The 14713-nt window shown below is 60.2% G+C and carries 13 protein-coding genes; 5 read left to right on the forward strand and 8 right to left on the reverse strand.

Annotated elements, in window-relative coordinates; all coding sequences use genetic code 11:
* Positions 1-3: 3 nt before the first annotated feature.
* The 5 genes from ssuD to AC1RBR_RS25835 form a co-directional block, all read right to left on the reverse strand.
* Complete coding sequence (gene ssuD, locus AC1RBR_RS25815; RefSeq protein ID WP_492567140.1) at positions 4-1152, reverse strand: FMNH2-dependent alkanesulfonate monooxygenase; 1149 nt, start codon at positions 1150-1152, stop codon at positions 4-6.
* 25 nt (positions 1153-1177) lie between these two features.
* Positions 1178-2158 (reverse strand): sulfonate ABC transporter substrate-binding protein, encoded by a 981-nt coding sequence (locus AC1RBR_RS25820; RefSeq protein WP_115985894.1) that lies wholly within the window; start codon positions 2156-2158, stop codon positions 1178-1180.
* 89 nt (positions 2159-2247) lie between these two features.
* Positions 2248-2841 (reverse strand): NADPH-dependent FMN reductase, encoded by a 594-nt coding sequence (gene ssuE / locus AC1RBR_RS25825; RefSeq protein WP_456018180.1) that lies wholly within the window; start codon positions 2839-2841, stop codon positions 2248-2250.
* A gap of 331 nt (positions 2842-3172) precedes the next feature.
* Positions 3173-3811 carry a peroxiredoxin gene (locus tag AC1RBR_RS25830; protein ID WP_166495273.1) on the reverse strand — a complete coding sequence of 213 codons (639 nt, stop codon included), beginning with the start codon at positions 3809-3811 and terminating at the stop codon, positions 3173-3175.
* Between the two features lie 296 nt (positions 3812-4107).
* Positions 4108-5463, reverse strand: coding sequence for an OprD family porin (locus AC1RBR_RS25835; RefSeq protein ID WP_492567143.1), 1356 nt, complete (start codon positions 5461-5463; stop codon positions 4108-4110).
* 364 nt (positions 5464-5827) lie between these two features.
* Between AC1RBR_RS25835 and tauA the strand changes: the two genes are divergently transcribed.
* A complete protein-coding gene (gene tauA, locus AC1RBR_RS25840; protein WP_492567144.1) occupies positions 5828-6817 on the forward strand; it encodes a taurine ABC transporter substrate-binding protein in 990 nt (329 codons plus the stop codon).
* Between the two features lie 134 nt (positions 6818-6951).
* Here tauA and argA read toward each other — a convergent pair whose 3' ends face one another.
* Together argA and argE are read right to left on the reverse strand one after the other, a co-directional pair.
* Complete coding sequence (gene argA / locus AC1RBR_RS25845) at positions 6952-8250, reverse strand: amino-acid N-acetyltransferase (protein WP_095137611.1); 1299 nt, start codon at positions 8248-8250, stop codon at positions 6952-6954.
* Between the two features lie 268 nt (positions 8251-8518).
* A complete protein-coding gene (gene argE, locus AC1RBR_RS25850; RefSeq protein ID WP_492567146.1) occupies positions 8519-9673 on the reverse strand; it encodes an acetylornithine deacetylase in 1155 nt (384 codons plus the stop codon).
* Positions 9674-9829: 156 nt separating this feature from the next.
* Between argE and AC1RBR_RS25855 the strand changes: the two genes are divergently transcribed.
* Positions 9830-11200: a CYTH domain-containing protein gene (locus AC1RBR_RS25855; protein ID WP_492567148.1), complete on the forward strand. Its 1371-nt coding sequence runs from the start codon at positions 9830-9832 to the stop codon at positions 11198-11200.
* A 135-nt stretch (positions 11201-11335) separates the two neighbouring features.
* On the opposite strand, the gene AC1RBR_RS25860 is transcribed toward AC1RBR_RS25855, so the two are convergent.
* Positions 11336-11806: an Lrp/AsnC family transcriptional regulator gene (locus tag AC1RBR_RS25860; RefSeq protein ID WP_007951785.1), complete on the reverse strand. Its 471-nt coding sequence runs from the start codon at positions 11804-11806 to the stop codon at positions 11336-11338.
* A 126-nt stretch (positions 11807-11932) separates the two neighbouring features.
* Between AC1RBR_RS25860 and AC1RBR_RS25865 the strand changes: the two genes are divergently transcribed.
* The 3 genes from AC1RBR_RS25865 to AC1RBR_RS25875 all read left to right on the forward strand — a co-directional run bounded on the left by AC1RBR_RS25865 (position 11933) and on the right by AC1RBR_RS25875 (position 14532).
* On the forward strand, positions 11933-12271 hold the full coding sequence (locus AC1RBR_RS25865; protein ID WP_456018185.1) for an ACT-like domain-containing protein: 339 nt from the start codon (positions 11933-11935) through the stop codon (positions 12269-12271).
* Positions 12272-12361: 90 nt separating this feature from the next.
* On the forward strand, positions 12362-14146 hold the full coding sequence (gene tfpB / locus AC1RBR_RS25870) for a type IV pilus assembly ATPase TfpB (protein WP_115985887.1): 1785 nt from the start codon (positions 12362-12364) through the stop codon (positions 14144-14146).
* A 65-nt stretch (positions 14147-14211) separates the two neighbouring features.
* Positions 14212-14532 (forward strand): DUF2388 domain-containing protein, encoded by a 321-nt coding sequence (locus tag AC1RBR_RS25875; protein ID WP_169843014.1) that lies wholly within the window; start codon positions 14212-14214, stop codon positions 14530-14532.
* Positions 14533-14713 lie beyond the last annotated feature (181 nt).

Consider the following 14713-nt stretch of genomic DNA (forward strand, 5'->3'; position numbering starts at 1 on the left):
GCCTCAGCTCTGCGACGCGGCTTTGGGAAGAATGTCGTTGGCCACCATCTCGCCGAACGGGCTGACATAACCGGCACTTTTTGGCAGTTCCGGACGCTCGATGTCGAGGTGCGGGAACAGCAGTTCAGCGACGCGGTACGACTCTTCTAGGTGTGGATAACCGGAGAAGATGAAGGTGTCGATGCCCAGATCCGCGTACTCCTTCACGCGCGCCGCCACAGTCGGGCCATCGCCGACCAGCGCCGTACCCGCACCGCCACGCACCAGGCCGACGCCGGCCCACAGGTTGGGGCTGACTTCGAGGTTGTCGCGACTGCCGCCGTGCAGCGCGGCCATGCGTTGTTGACCGACCGAATCGAAACGCGCCAGCGAGGCTTGAGCGCGAGCAATGGTTTCGTCGTCCAGATGCGAGATCAGCCGGTCGGCCGCTTGCCAGGCTTCGGCGTTGGTTTCGCGCACGATCACATGCAGACGAATGCCGAAGCGCACGGTACGCCCGAGTTTGGCGGCTTTGGCGCGCACCTGCTCGATCTTCTCGGCGACGGCCGCTGGCGGCTCGCCCCAGGTCAGCACCATCTCGACCTGTTCGGCGGCCAGATCCTGCGCCGCTTCCGACGAGCCGCCGAAGTACAGCGGCGGACGCGGTTGCTGAATGGGTGGATAAAGCAGCTTGGCGCCTTTCACGCTGATGTGTTCGCCGTCGTAATCGACGGTTTCACCTTCCAGCACCCGACGCCAGATCCGGGTGAACTCCACCGAGGCCTGATAACGCTCTTCGTGGTTGAGGAACAGACCATCACCGGCCAACTCTTCCGGGTCGCCACCGGTCACCAGGTTGAACAGCGCGCGACCGCCGGACAGACGATCCAGCGTCGCTGCCTGCCGCGCCGCCACCGTCGGGGAAATGATCCCGGGGCGCAGGGCGACAAGGAATTTCAGACGCTGGGTCACCGGAATCAGCGACGCGGCGACCAGCCACGAGTCTTCGCAGGAACGGCCGGTGGGAATCAGCACGCCGCCAAAGCCCAGACGATCCGCCGCTTGCGCGACCTGTTGCAGATAACCGTGGTCAACGGCGCGAGCGCCTTCGGCGGTGCCAAGGTAATGGCCGTCACCGTGGGTAGGCAGGAACCAGAAGATGTTGAGGCTCATGGAGTGGTCTCCTTGGGAATTCGATTTACTGGGCTTGGGTAACCGAGCTTTGGGCCACAGCGGCCGGTGGTGTCCAGATCACATCCTTGATGCTCAACGGCTTGGGAATCAGCTTGAGCTGGTAGAAGGTGTCGGCGATTTTCTGTTGCGCGGCGACCACTTCCGGGGTCAGGAACAGCGCACCGTAGCCCTGGCGTTTCACCGAGGTCAGGGTGATGTCCGCCGGCAGGCCGAGCAGTGGCGCGACCTGTTGGGTCACGTCTTCAGGATTGGCTTTGGACCACTCGCCGACGGCGCGCACTTCTTCGACGAGGGTCTTGATCACCTCGGGATTTTTCTGCGCGTAAGGTTTGGTCGCGAGGTAGAACTGATGGTTGTCGACGATGCCTTTGCCGTCACGCAGGGTGTGCGCTTGCAGCTGTTTCTCGGCAGCGGCCTGGTACGGATCCCAGATCACCCAGGCATCGACGCTGCCACGCTCGAACGCAGCGCGAGCATCGGCCGGCGGCAGGAATACGGTCTGGATATCGGAGTATTTGAGACCGGCGTCTTCCAGTGCGCGCACCAGCAGGTAGTGCACGTTGGAGCCTTTGTTCAGGGCGACTTTCTTGCCCTTCAGATCCGCCACCGATTTGATCGGCGAGTCTTTCGGTACGAGGATCGCTTCGCTGTTCGGCGCTGGCGGTTCGTAGGCGACGTAGAGCAGATCAGCGCCGGCAGCCTGAGCGAATACCGGTGGGGTTTCGCCGGTCACGCCGAAATCGATCGAGCCGACGTTCAGGCCTTCGAGCAGCTGCGGGCCGCCGGGGAATTCAGTCCATTGCACGTCCACGCCTTGTGCGGCCAGACGCTTCTCCAGAGTGCCTTTGGCCTTGAGCAGCACCAGCGTGCCGTATTTTTGATAACCGATCCGTAGAGTCTCGGCCTGAGCTTGAGTAATGGCGCCGAAGGACACAGCCGCAGCAAACAGAGCGACCAGACCACGACGCAAAAATACAGTGCGCATAGCGCTCTCCTTTTTGCAGTTGGGTTTTGGCTGCACCTGCTTGGCCGTTAGCGGCTGAGTAAGGTGAGTGGAGCAAATTCGGGTGAAGCTCAAATGCTCCAGCGAGCACTCAATAAACGTTCATTCAACAGGCCCGGCTCCAGCGGTTTCGGCCGGCGGGCCATGGCACTGACAAACTGATCCAGCGCTTCGTACAGACGCTGTTCCAATGCCGGTGCCAGTTGCGCCTGGGCACTGCCTTCGCCGTAAGCGATCTGGCTGTCCTCGGCGAAAATGCCCTGAAGCATTTCCTGGGCCTTCAACGCCGATAGCACTGGCTTGAGCGCGTAATCGACCACCAGCATGTGGGCGATGCTGCCGCCCGTGGCCATCGGCAGAACAATCTTGTGGTTCAGGGCGCGTTCGGGCAGCAGATCCAGTACGGTCTTCAGTGCACCGGAAAACGAGGCCTTGTACACCGGCGTGGCGATCAGCAAGCCATCGGCGTTTTCAATCTGCGCCAGCAGGTCGAGCACCTTCGGGCTGTCGAAGCGGGCGTGGAGCAGGTCTTCGGCCGGGAAGTCCCGCACCTGATAACTCACCACTTCCACGCCTTGCTCCTGCAACCAGCGTTGCGAGCGCTCGAGCAACACTCCTGAGCGGGAGCGTTGGCTAGGACTGCCACCGAGTGAGACGACCAGCATTCAGACGATTCCTTGCGTGTTACAGGCGATTCGCGGGTTGCGATCTCGCTTCGATGGGAGTGACCTTACCAGCTGATTTATATATCCATAAATCATATTTATTCATTTGGTTATGCGTTTAAGAGATATGCGATTTGCTTTGTTGCGGGCAAAAAAACAGGCCGTGAAAACGGCCTGAAATCCCCTGCTTTGTGGTTCTGAATTCTCAATTCTGTGTTGCCTTTACTGACGCCTTCGCGAGCAAGCCCGCTCCCACAGGGGAACGCATTTCAAATGTAGGAGTGAGCCTGCTCGCGATGACGGTGGTGGCTACACCGCCAATCTCACTGATTCACTTGTTCGGTTGCGGCGTCAGGCGCAGGTACGGCTTCACCGCACGATAGCCTTTGGGGAAGCGCCGCTTGATCTCGTCTTCGTCTTTGAGCGACGGCACGATCACCACCTCTTCACCGTCCTGCCAGTTGGCCGGGGTGGCCACTTTGTAGTTGTCGGTGAGTTGCAGCGAATCGATCACCCGCAGGATCTCGTGGAAGTTACGCCCGGTGCTCGCCGGGTAAGTGATGGTCAGGCGGATCTTCTTGTTCGGATCGATCACGAACAGCGAGCGCACGGTCAGGGTGTCGTTGGCGTTCGGGTGGATCAGGTCGTAGAGGTCGGAAACCTTGCGATCGGCGTCGGCCAGGATCGGGAAGTTGACGATGGTGTTCTGGGTTTCGTTGATGTCTTCGATCCACTTGTGGTGCGAGTCCACCGGATCGACCGACAGCGCGATGGCTTTGACGCCACGCTTGCTGAACTCATCCTTGAGCTTGGCGGTGAAGCCCAGCTCGGTGGTGCACACCGGGGTGAAGTCGGCCGGGTGGGAGAACAGCACGCCCCAGCTATCGCCCAGCCATTCGTGGAAACGAATCTTGCCGGCGCTGGAATCCTGTTCGAAGTCGGGGGCGATGTCGCCGAGTCTGAGGCTCATGGTGCTGCTCCTGATGAGTTGTTGGAGAACTCAACTGTAGCTCGGGATTCAACATCATGAAAAAGAATAAATAAGTAGATATTTAGAATCTAATTGAATATTAAACATCGTTCACTGGACGCTCGCCGTCATCGCGACGAACATCGTCGTCAAGGTTCGAGAAGGCCTTGAGTAGCTGCAAAAGAGGGAAATCTCGGGAAGGGCTTACGGGGGTGAGCCTGACTCGAAAACGCAAAAGCCCCGTCCGGCGCGATGCCGGACGGGGCTTTTTTACATCAGCGAATCGAGGCGCGCTATTACAGCAGCGGGATCGAGTAGCTGAGGATCAGGCGGTTTTCGTCCTGGTCGCGAACACCGGCGATGTTGGTACGCCAGGTAGCGTTTTTCCACATGAAGCCAACGTTTTTCAACGGGCCTTCCGGCACGACGTAACCGATGGTCAGGTCGCGTTCCCACTCGGAGTCACCATTGCCGTTTTCACGACCAGCGGAGTTTACGGTGTCGATGTTGTCGCCACGCAGGTAAACCACACCGGCTGTCAGACCTGGTACGCCGACTTTGGCGAAGTCGTACGAGTAGCGAGCTTGCCAGGTACGTTCACCGGCACGACCGAACTTCTGGATCTGCATATCGGTGATGGTGTAGTTCGACGAACCGTCGCCCTGGTTCAGCCAAGGGAAGTCGCTGCTGCCGTTGGAAACTTGGTAGCCGCCACCGAAGGTGTGACCTTCAACGGTGTACAGGAACAGGCCGCTGTACAGATTGTTGTCGACTTTACCGCGACCGCTGGCAACACCGCTGTAGTTACCGCTGCTGTAGTAAGCAGGCGTGTTGCCGTTGGCGCCATCGTCGGAGCTGTTGAAGTAACGGAAATCGGACTTCAGCACGCCCGGGCCGATTGCCCAGTTGTGAACCAGACCCAGGAAGTGTTGCTTGTAGAAGTCTTCCAGGTTGCCGTAGTAGTACTGGGCAGTCAGGTCTTTGGTGATTTTGTAGTCACCACCGGCGTAGATGAACTTGTTGCTGTTAACGGTGCGCGGTGCCGCGCCATTGATGGACAGCGACTCCGTGTTGCTGGAGTTACGGCCTTTGGCGTGTTCGATCTGACCACCGACCAGGGTCAGGTCCTTGATGTCGCCGGATGTGATCTGGCCGCCCTGCCAGGTTTGTGGCAGCAGGCGACCGTCGTTAGTCACGATGACCGGGTTCTTCGGCTGCAGGGTACCCAGCTTCAGTTCAGTCTGGGAAATCTTGGCTTTGGCAGTCAGACCCAGGCTGGAGAAGTTATCAACCGCTTCACCATTGGATTCGCTTGGGAAAACAGTGCCACCGTAAGCGGTACCAGGTCGGCCATTAGAAGCAACGTTGCCGTTGGTGCCGCCGCCCGAATCCAGACGTACGCCCAGCAGGCCGATGGCGTCGATACCGAAACCGACGGTGCCTTGGGTATAGCCGGAAATGAATCGCAGATCGAAGCCTTGGCCCCATTCTTCGTTGCGACTTGGCTCGGCAGTACCGCTACGGTTATCAGTGTTGATGTAGAAGTTACGCAGGCCCAGAGTGGCTTTGCTGTCTTCGATGAAACCGGCGGCGCCTGCCTGCTGCGCCATAACCCCTACGGCCACAGCCAGGGCCAAGGTGGACTTGTTCATGTAAAGCTCCTCTCGTTTCTAATTCTTGTGTTCCTGGCCCGGGGTCTGATGCCCTGGATCCTAAGATGCGCGATTAGCGCCAGACCGTGACTGACAAGTCAATCGTAACCTTGTGTGTCTACGACCAAGGTCTAATCGCAGTGATTTGGTCCGTGCAGAGTAAAGATTTCCTGATAAACCCAAAAAGAATTTATTCATTCTTTTTCATATCATTCGGGAATATGGCCACTATCTCGCCATCTTCGCCCGGATACAACGTATCGGCGACTAAGCTCATTCCTAAATGGTATTTGTTAGCCTTTTTTTAGATCGATTAGCTTTGGCGCAACCCCAGTTCGTCAAACCCTATCGAAAAGGCGACGCCATGATGGCCAAACGCGCACTATCTAGTCAATTTGTTACAGTTTGTGTGTCAGCACTGATTTGTTTTTCCGCGCAGGCTGCCAACCTCACCATCGGTTATCAAACCGGGATCGACCCGAGCAAAGTGCCCCAGGCCGACGGCGTCTACGAGAAAACCCTCGGCGAGAAAATCGACTGGCGTCGCTTCAACAGTGGCCCGGAAGTTGTGACAGCCATTGCCTCCGGCGATGTGCAGATCGGCAACCTCGGTTCCAGCCCTTTGGCAGCGGCCGCTTCACGCAATTTGCCAATCGTCGCCTTCATTGTTTCAGCGCAGATTAATGCCGCCGAAGCCTTGGTGGTGCGCAATGGCAGCGGGATCAACACCCCGCAGGATCTGGTCGGCAAGACCATCGCCACGCCCTTCGTTTCCACCTCCCACTACAGCTTGCTCGGTGCACTCAAGCACTGGGGCCTGGACACCAGCAAAGTCAAAGTGGTGAACCTGCAACCAGCGGAAATCGCCGCAGCATGGAAGCGTGGCGATATCGATGGCGCGTTTGTCTGGTCGCCGGCACTGGGGGAAATCCGCAAGACCGGCAAGACCCTGACCGATGCCGCGCAGGTTGGTCAGTGGGGCGCACCGACCTTCGAAGTCTGGGTCGCGCGCAAGGACTACGCCGAGAAGCATCCTGACGTCGTCGCGAAGTTCGCCAAAGTCACGCTGGATTCATTTGCCGATTACGCGGCGCATAAAGACAGCTGGACGGCTGATTCGGTGCCGGTTCAGAAAATCGCCAAATTGACCGGTGCCAATGCTGCCGACGTCCCGGAACTGCTGGCCGGTTCAGCCTTCCCGGATGCCAAGGCACAGCAATCCACCGCACTGCTGGACGGCGGCACGGCGAAGGCGATTGGTGAGACGGCGAAGTTTTTGAAGGAACAAGGCAAGGTCGAGACGGTGCTGCCGGACTACTCGCCGTACGTCAGTGCGAAGTTTGTAACCGAATAAAGATACATAGGTGGCGAGGGAGCTTGCTCCCGCTGGAGGCCGAAGGACTCCCAATTCCGGCAAACACCGGTTTGGGGCCGCTTCGCAGCCCAGCGGGAGCAAGCTCCCTCGCCACAAAAGTCCCTCGCTAATCTTCAGAGGGTCTTTTCGAAGATCTTCGAGTTACGCTGATAGTTGTACAGCGACGCCCGCGCCGCCGGCAGACGCTCGACGCTGCTAGGCTCGAAGCCACGTTCGCGGAACCAGTGCGCGGTACGAGTGGTAAGAACGAACAGGGTTTTCAACCCTTGTGCCCGCGCGCGGGTCTCGATGCGCTCCAGCAGCTCATCGCCGCGACCACCGTGACGGTACTCCGGATTCACCGCCAGGCACGCCAGTTCACCAGCGTCCGAATCGGCAATCTGATACAGCGCCGCACAGGCGATGATCATCCCCTCGCGCTCGACCACGCTGAACTGCTCGATCTCGCGCTCCAGCACTTCGCGCGAGCGACGCACCAGAATCCCTTGCTCTTCCAGCGGACTGATCAGGTCGAGCAAACCGCCGACGTCTTCAATCGCCGCCTCGCGCACCAGTTCGAATTGCTCCTGAGCGACCAGCGTACCGCCACCGTCGCGGGTGAACAGTTCGGTCAGCAGCGCGCCATCTTCGGCATAGCTGACGATATGGCTGCGCGCCACGCCACCACGGCAGGCCTCGGCGGCGGCATCCAGCAGTTCCGCCTGATAGTTGCTGCCCAGACGCGCCAGATGCGCAGGCACCTGCTGTGGACGCAGTTCGCGCACCAGTTTGCCGTTCTCGTCGATCAGACCGAGGTCGGCGCCGAACAGCAGCAGCTTGTCGGCACCGAGGTCGATGGCGGCGCGGGTGGCGACGTCTTCGCAGGCGAGGTTGAAGATTTCCCCGGTCGGCGAGTAGCCCAGCGGCGACAGCAGCACGATCGAACGCTCGTCGAGCAGACGATTGATGCCTTTGCGATCGACCCGACGCACTTCGCCAGTGTGGTGATAGTCGACACCTTCGAGTACGCCGATCGGCCGCGCGGTCACGAGGTTGCCGCTGGCCACCCGCAGGCGCGAGCCCTGCATCGGCGACGAGGCCATGTCCATCGACAGCCGCGCTTCGATGGCGATACGCAGCTGACCGACCGCGTCGATCACGCACTCCAGGGTCGCCGCATCGGTGATGCGCATGCCGTGGTGGTAGTGCGGGGTCAGGCCGCGAGCGGCGAGGCGGGTTTCAATCTGCGGGCGCGAACCGTGGACCAGCACCAGACGCACGCCGAGGCTGTGCAACAGCACCAGGTCGTGGACGATGTTGCCGAAGTTCGGATGCTCCACGCCGTCGCCGGGCAGCATGACGACGAAGGTGCAGTCGCGGTGGGCATTGATGTAAGGGGACGCGTGACGAAGCCAATTGACGTATTCGGGCATGAACCTGGGCCTGTAATAAATAGCAGCCGGAAAAAAGGGCGAAACGGAAAACGCACAGCAGGCTGATGGTTATCGTCGGAACAGGCTTGGCGACACGCGCGCTCTCCTCATGAATACGGGTTGGGGTGCTGGCAATTTACAGCGTTTGGTCTGACAAAACACCGTCCCCCCTGTGGGAGCGGGCTTGCTCGCGAAAGCGGTGAGTCAGTCGACATCGATGTACCTGATACAGCGCTTTCGCGAGCAAGCCCGCTCCCACAGGTGGACATCATCGTTTGTCCGGGTTCAGGCAGTAATGTTCAATCAACTGCCGCAATAGATGCACGGTAGGCTGCAAACGTGACATTTCAAGGTATTCGCCGGGCTGGTGTGCACAGGCAATGTCGCCGGGACCGAGCACGATTGTTTCGCAACCAAGGCGCTGAAGATAAGGCGCTTCGGTGCCGAACGCTACTGCTTCGGCACTATGACCGGTGAGCTTTTCAGCGATGCGCACCAATTCAGCGCCTTCGGCCTGCTCAAACGACGGCACTTCCGGGAACAATGGCTGGTAGTCGATCTTCACCTGATGCCGCTCGGCCACCGGGTTGAGCTTGCGCAGAATCTCCGCACGCAGGACTTTCGGGTCCATGCCCGGCAACGGGCGCAGATCGAACTCCAGCGAACACTGGCCGCAGATACGATTCGGATTGTCGCCGCCATGGATGCAACCAAAGTTCATGGTCGGTTGCGGCACACTGAACTGCGGGTTGTTGAATTCACGCTGCCACAACAGGCGCAAACCGCGCAGTTCGCCAATGGCATCGTGCATCGCTTCGAGCGCGCTGTGGCCCAGGCGCGGATCCGACGAATGGCCGCTCTGCCCGAGGATATCGATGCGCTCCATCATGATGCCCTTGTGCATGCGGATCGGTTTGAGCCCGGTCGGCTCGCCGATCACCGCCGCACGGCCCAACGGCTTGCCGGCCTCGGCCAGCGCGCGGGCACCGGACATCGAGCTTTCTTCATCACAGGTGGCGAGGATCAGCAGCGGTTGCTTGAACGGCTGGTCGAGCAGCGGCTGCACGGCCTCGATGATCAGGGCGAAAAAACCCTTCATGTCGCAACTGCCCAGGCCGACCCAGCGGCCATCCACTTCGGTGAGTTTCAGCGGATCGGTCTGCCACAGCGCATCGTCATAAGGAACGGTATCGCTGTGCCCGGCCAGCACCAGACCGCCGGGCCCGCTGCCAAAACTGGCGAGCAGGTTGAATTTACCGGGGCTGACCTGCTGGATATCGCAGCTGAAGCCCAGATCACCCAGCCAACCGGCGAGCAAATCGATCACCGCCCGGTTGGACTGATCCAGGCTCGGTTGGGTGCAACTGACCGACGGTGCGGCGATCAGTGCCGCGAACTGGTCTTGCATGGATGGCAAAGGCATCGCTGACTCCAACTCCCGATTTGAAGTCCATCATAGAGCCATCCGGCGCTCGGAATAAACCGCCGCAGGGCGTAGGAAGTTTGAGTCCTGTACACTGCACGGCCTTGGCAGCCACACATTCCCCCGGCTGCGCTCCCGATCCTGGATTTTCCGGCCATGCAGAAAGAAACCGAAATCAAACTCCGCGTCAGCCGCGAAACCCTCGCTGCCCTGCGCGAGCACCCGCTACTGAAAAAACGCAACAAAAATGGCTGGGAACGCCGTGAGTTGATGAACCAGTACTTCGATACCCCCGAGCGCGATCTGGCCCAGGCCAAAGTCGCCCTGCGCCTGCGCAAGGACGGTGACGATGTGATTCAGACCCTCAAGACCCGCGGCCAGAGCGTTGCCGGTCTGTCCGAGCGTAACGAGTACGACTGGAAGTTGCCCAAAGCCAAGCTCGACGTGAAGAAACTCGACGGCGAATGCTGGCCCGAGTCGCTGGCCGAGCTGGACAAGAAAACCCTGAAGCCGATCTTCACCACCGATTTTGTCCGCGAACGCGCGGAAATTGCCTGGGGCCGTGGCAAGGCCAAAGTGGTCATCGAAGCCGCGCTGGACCTCGGTCAAGTGGTGGTCGGCAAGCAGAAAGAAGAAATCTGCGAGCTGGAGCTGGAACTGCGCGAAGGCGAGCCTGCCGCGTTGCTGGAACTGGCCGCCGAACTGGCCGAAACCCTGGCCCTGATGCCGTGCGACATCAGCAAGGCCGAGCGCGGCTACCGTCTGTACGACGCCAACAGCTACTCGCTGAGCCTGCCCGCGCCGCAACTGACCCCGGAAACCCAACTCGACGACGCCTTCGCCGCGCTGGCCTGGCACTTGCTCGGCAGCAGCCAGCGTCTGGCCGAACAATATCGCTTCAACGGCCACTGGCGCCTGCTGCAGGACTGGGTCGAGAACCTCGCGGAAATGCGCGCCCTGCTCAGCAGCCTCGGCCAGGCTGCACCGCGTCCAGCGACTCACGACTTGCGCGTGGCGCTGGATGCGCTGCTGGAAGACTGGCGCCCGCTGGTTCAGGTCGGCATCGAAGACGAAGACGTGCGCAAGGCAGCGCCGGAGCAATTCCTCGAAGAGCTGGAAGACCCGCGCTGGGGCCTGTTCTCGCTGACAGTTTCGCGCTGGCTGCTGGCCCGCACCTGGGCCGCCGAGCGCAACACCCGCGGCAACCGCCAGGGCGCCGCGCAACTGCACAGCTGGCTGCCGCGCATGCTGGGCGAAGAAGCCACGTCCCTGCAATTGCAGCGCTATCAGCAGCAGCCGGAAGATCTGGCCGAGCAACTGCCGCGCATCGAACGCATCCAGGTCTGGCTGCACCACGCGCGTAACGTGCTGGAGGTCGCGGAAATGGATCGCCTGTACGGTGAGCTGAACAAACTGGCGCAACTGGCCAACGAACCGACGATCACTGACGAACTGCTCGATGCGCGCAAGCAGCAGGCGATTGCGGTTTATCAGAATCGTGCGTGGAAAATGCTGCTGCGTATGTGATGCTCAGCAACACCTGAAAACTGTGGCGAGGGAGCTTGCTCCCGCTGGAGGCCGAAGGACTCCCAATTCCTGCAATTGCAGATTTTGGGGCCGCTTCGCAGCCCAGCGGGAGCAAGCTCCCTCGCCACAGAGGCATCAGCGCAAGACTGGCAGGCTGGTCGTGGATTTGATCTCCGATAGCGCCACAATCGAGTTCACTTCCTGAATGCCCGGCACCAGCGACAGCTTCTCGAAGAAGAACCGCTCATACGCCTCGATGTCCGCCGCGACAATCCGCAACAGAAAATCTACCGCGCCCATCAGCACATAACACTCCAGCACTTCCGGAAAACCGCGAATCGCCTCGGTGAATTCGGTGAAGTTCGAACGCCCGTGGGCGTTGAGTTTGATCTCGGCGAAGATCTGCGTGTTCAGGCCGATCTTCTTGCGATCAAGCAAGGTCACCTGCCCGCGAATGATGCCCTCCTCCTTCATCCGCTGAATCCGCCGCCAGCACGGCGACTGCGACAGTCCCACCTGCTCGGCGATCTGCGCGCTGGACAGCGAAGCGTCCTCTTGCAGCAAGGCGAGAATCCGCCGGTCGTAGCTGTCCAGCTCGCTATGCATAATCAATCCTCAAAGTGATCATTTTTCGAATCGTTCTAGTCGAGCAATCCGCGAATCCGCTCATCTTAGACAAGAAATGCACGGCATCGAATGTAAAAATTCCTCCACTGACTCTGGAGACCGGACATGCCTCACCTCGAAGCCGTGAATACCCCCGCGCCCCGCGCCGATGTGTGGAACGTCAACAATGCCCACTGCTGTGCGCGTTATCAGCTGCTCGCCGAAGCAGAGCCGGATCTGTTGGTGCGGGTGCTGAACCTGTTTGCGCTGCAATTTCTGACGCCAGTCCAGGTCAACGTCGAGCGTCTGGACGACCTGCTGTCGATCGATATCACCATTGACGGACTGAGCTGGCATCGCGCCCAGGTGATTGCGGAAAAACTTCGTAACCTGATCAGCGTCTGCTCGGTGAACCTGCAAGACGCCGACACGGCGTGGTCTGCTTCGGCCCAGGCGGTCGGCTGACAAATCCGGCAACGGCTTTGTCGGGTAGTGGCCCAACGGACTGCGGGGCCACGACTATCCTTTGCGCACAGTCGTTCAAAAGGAGCCCGCATGTCCGTTCAACTCGCCACTCAGGACCGCTGGCTGGATCTCAACGATGTGTTGCGTGAGCTGGTTGCCCAAGGCTTTATCAGCCAGGATTCGGCAGAGCTGGCGCTCAACGCCCGGCGCCGCCACGCGACCCACGGCCAGCAACATCCGCTGGAGTTCATCGCCAGCCAGCAACTGGATGACCTCAGCCGTCCGGGCAAACATCTGGACCTGGAAAGCCTGACCCTGTGGCTGGCGCAGCAGGCCGGTCAGCCGTACATGCGCATCGACCCGTTGAAGATCAACGTTGCGGCGATCACCCCGCTGATGTCCTACGCCTTTGCCCAGCGCCACAAGATTCTTGCGGTAGCGGTCGACCGCGACGCCGTGGTCGTCGCCAGCGCCCAGCCCTACGTCACTGGCTGGGAGGCTGACCTGACTCACGTGCTGAAGTTGCCGATCAAACGGGTGGTCGCCAACCCGGTGGACATCCAGCGTTTCAGCGTCGAGTTCTTCCGCCTCGCCAAATCGGTCAGCGGCGCCAGCAATGCCGACGCGCAGAGCGGCAACCTCGGCAACTTCGAACAACTGCTCAACCTCGGCGCCAGCGATCAGGAGCCGGACGCCAATGACGCGCACATCGTCAACATTGTCGACTGGCTGTTCCAGTACGCCTTCCAGCAGCGCGCCAGTGATATCCACATCGAACCGCGCCGCGAACAGGGCACCGTGCGTTTCCGCATTGATGGCGTGTTGCACAATGTCTATCAATTCCCGCCGCAGGTGACCATGGCAATCGTCAGCCGCCTGAAAAGCCTCGGGCGGATGAACGTCGCCGAGAAACGCAAACCCCAGGACGGCCGGGTCAAGACCAAGACCCCAGACGGCGGCGAGGTGGAACTGCGGCTCTCAACGCTGCCCACCGCGTTTGGCGAAAAAATGGTCATGCGGATTTTTGACCCGGAAGTGCTGCTCAAAGACTTCGATCAGTTGGGCTTTTCCGCCGACGACCTCCGCCGCTGGCAGGACATGACCCGCCAGCCCAACGGCATCATTCTGGTCACCGGGCCGACCGGTTCGGGCAAGACCACCACGCTCTACACCACGCTGAAGAAACTGGCGACGCCGGAGATCAACCTCTGCACCATCGAAGACCCGATCGAAATGGTCGAGCCGGCATTCAACCAGATGCAGGTGCAGCACAACATCGACCTGAGTTTCGCCGCCGGCGTGCGTGCGCTGATGCGGCAAGACCCGGACATCATCATGATCGGCGAGATCCGTGACCTGGAGACCGCGGAAATGGCGATTCAGGCCGCACTCACCGGCCATCTGGTGCTGTCGACCCTGCACACCAACGATGCCCCCAGCGCGATCAGCCGACTGCTGGAACTCGGCGTGCCGCACTATCTGATCAAAGCCACGGTGCTCGGGGTCATGGCCCAGCGTCTGGTGCGCACCCTGTGCCCGCACTGCAAGGCGCCGCTGACCCTGGAAGAGGAAGACTGGCAGACCCTGACCCGCCCGTGGCAAGCACCGCTGCCGGGCAATGCGCAACGGGCCATTGGTTGTCTGGAGTGTCGCGATACCGGTTATCGCGGGCGCGCCGGGGTCTACGAAATCATGCAGTTGAGCGATAGCCTCAAAGCGCTCATCACCCCGGACACCGACCTCACTGCCATCCGTCGCCAAGCCTTCAAGGAAGGCATGCGCAGCCTGCGCCTGTCGGGTGCGCAGAAGGTCGCGGCGGGGCTGACCACCCTTGAAGAAGTGCTGCGGGTGACCCCGCAGAGCGAGCAGAAATAGGCCACTACGGAACCGGATTGGCGAATCGTTATCCAACGCCGTAGTTAACCCCCAGGAGTCACTCAATCATGCGTCTCAAACTTGCTGTCGCCACCCTTGCCTTGCTGTCCCTTCCCGTTGGTTCAGCGATGGCTGACAGCTTTTGGCGTAACGTCATTTCGTCCGGCGCCACCACCGGTTCGACCTATCTGACCTTCAAGGATCACAAGCTGATCGTTGCCGCACAGGACGATGCCGGCAGCTTCGTTGCCAGCGATGGCGGCATCCGTGGGCCATACCTGGAAGCAGCCATGCAGAAAGTCCGCGCCGACAACCCGGGCCTGCAAGCCACGGACATGGAACTGGCGAATGCGATTCTGGCGAAGAACGCAGTGGCATCCGAGTAAGATTGCCGCCAACAAAAATGCCGCTCGATCGAGCGGCATTTTTTTGCCCGTCATTCTCTGTTCACTCCATAAACCTCTGTAGGAGTGAGCCTGCTCGCGATAGCTGCACTCCAGACAATGCATTCGGTGACTGATGCACCGCAATCGCGAGCAGGCTCACTCCTACAATGAATCGGGGTAC

It is taken from the genome of Pseudomonas sp. GW823-FHT01D03 (genome assembly GCF_058798255.1).

Excerpts from the sequence above, each read along its gene's own strand:
- ssuD (WP_492567140.1), bottom strand. The coding sequence starts at position 1,152 with ATGAGCCTCAACATCTTCTGGTTCCTGCCTACCCACGGTGACGGCCAT.
- AC1RBR_RS25855 (WP_492567148.1), top strand. The coding sequence starts at position 9,830 with ATGCAGAAAGAAACCGAAATCAAACTCCGCGTCAGCCGCGAAACCCTC.
- ssuE (WP_456018180.1), bottom strand. The coding sequence starts at position 2,841 with ATGCTGGTCGTCTCACTCGGTGGCAGTCCTAGCCAACGCTCCCGCTCA.
- argE (WP_492567146.1), bottom strand. The coding sequence starts at position 9,673 with ATGCCTTTGCCATCCATGCAAGACCAGTTCGCGGCACTGATCGCCGCA.
- tfpB (WP_115985887.1), top strand. The coding sequence starts at position 12,362 with ATGTCCGTTCAACTCGCCACTCAGGACCGCTGGCTGGATCTCAACGAT.
- argA (WP_095137611.1), bottom strand. The coding sequence starts at position 8,250 with ATGCCCGAATACGTCAATTGGCTTCGTCACGCGTCCCCTTACATCAAT.
- AC1RBR_RS25835 (WP_492567143.1), bottom strand. The coding sequence starts at position 5,463 with ATGAACAAGTCCACCTTGGCCCTGGCTGTGGCCGTAGGGGTTATGGCG.
- AC1RBR_RS25830 (WP_166495273.1), bottom strand. The coding sequence starts at position 3,811 with ATGAGCCTCAGACTCGGCGACATCGCCCCCGACTTCGAACAGGATTCC.
- AC1RBR_RS25860 (WP_007951785.1), bottom strand. The coding sequence starts at position 11,806 with ATGCATAGCGAGCTGGACAGCTACGACCGGCGGATTCTCGCCTTGCTG.
- AC1RBR_RS25820 (WP_115985894.1), bottom strand. The coding sequence starts at position 2,158 with ATGCGCACTGTATTTTTGCGTCGTGGTCTGGTCGCTCTGTTTGCTGCG.
- AC1RBR_RS25865 (WP_456018185.1), top strand. The coding sequence starts at position 11,933 with ATGCCTCACCTCGAAGCCGTGAATACCCCCGCGCCCCGCGCCGATGTG.
- tauA (WP_492567144.1), top strand. The coding sequence starts at position 5,828 with ATGATGGCCAAACGCGCACTATCTAGTCAATTTGTTACAGTTTGTGTG.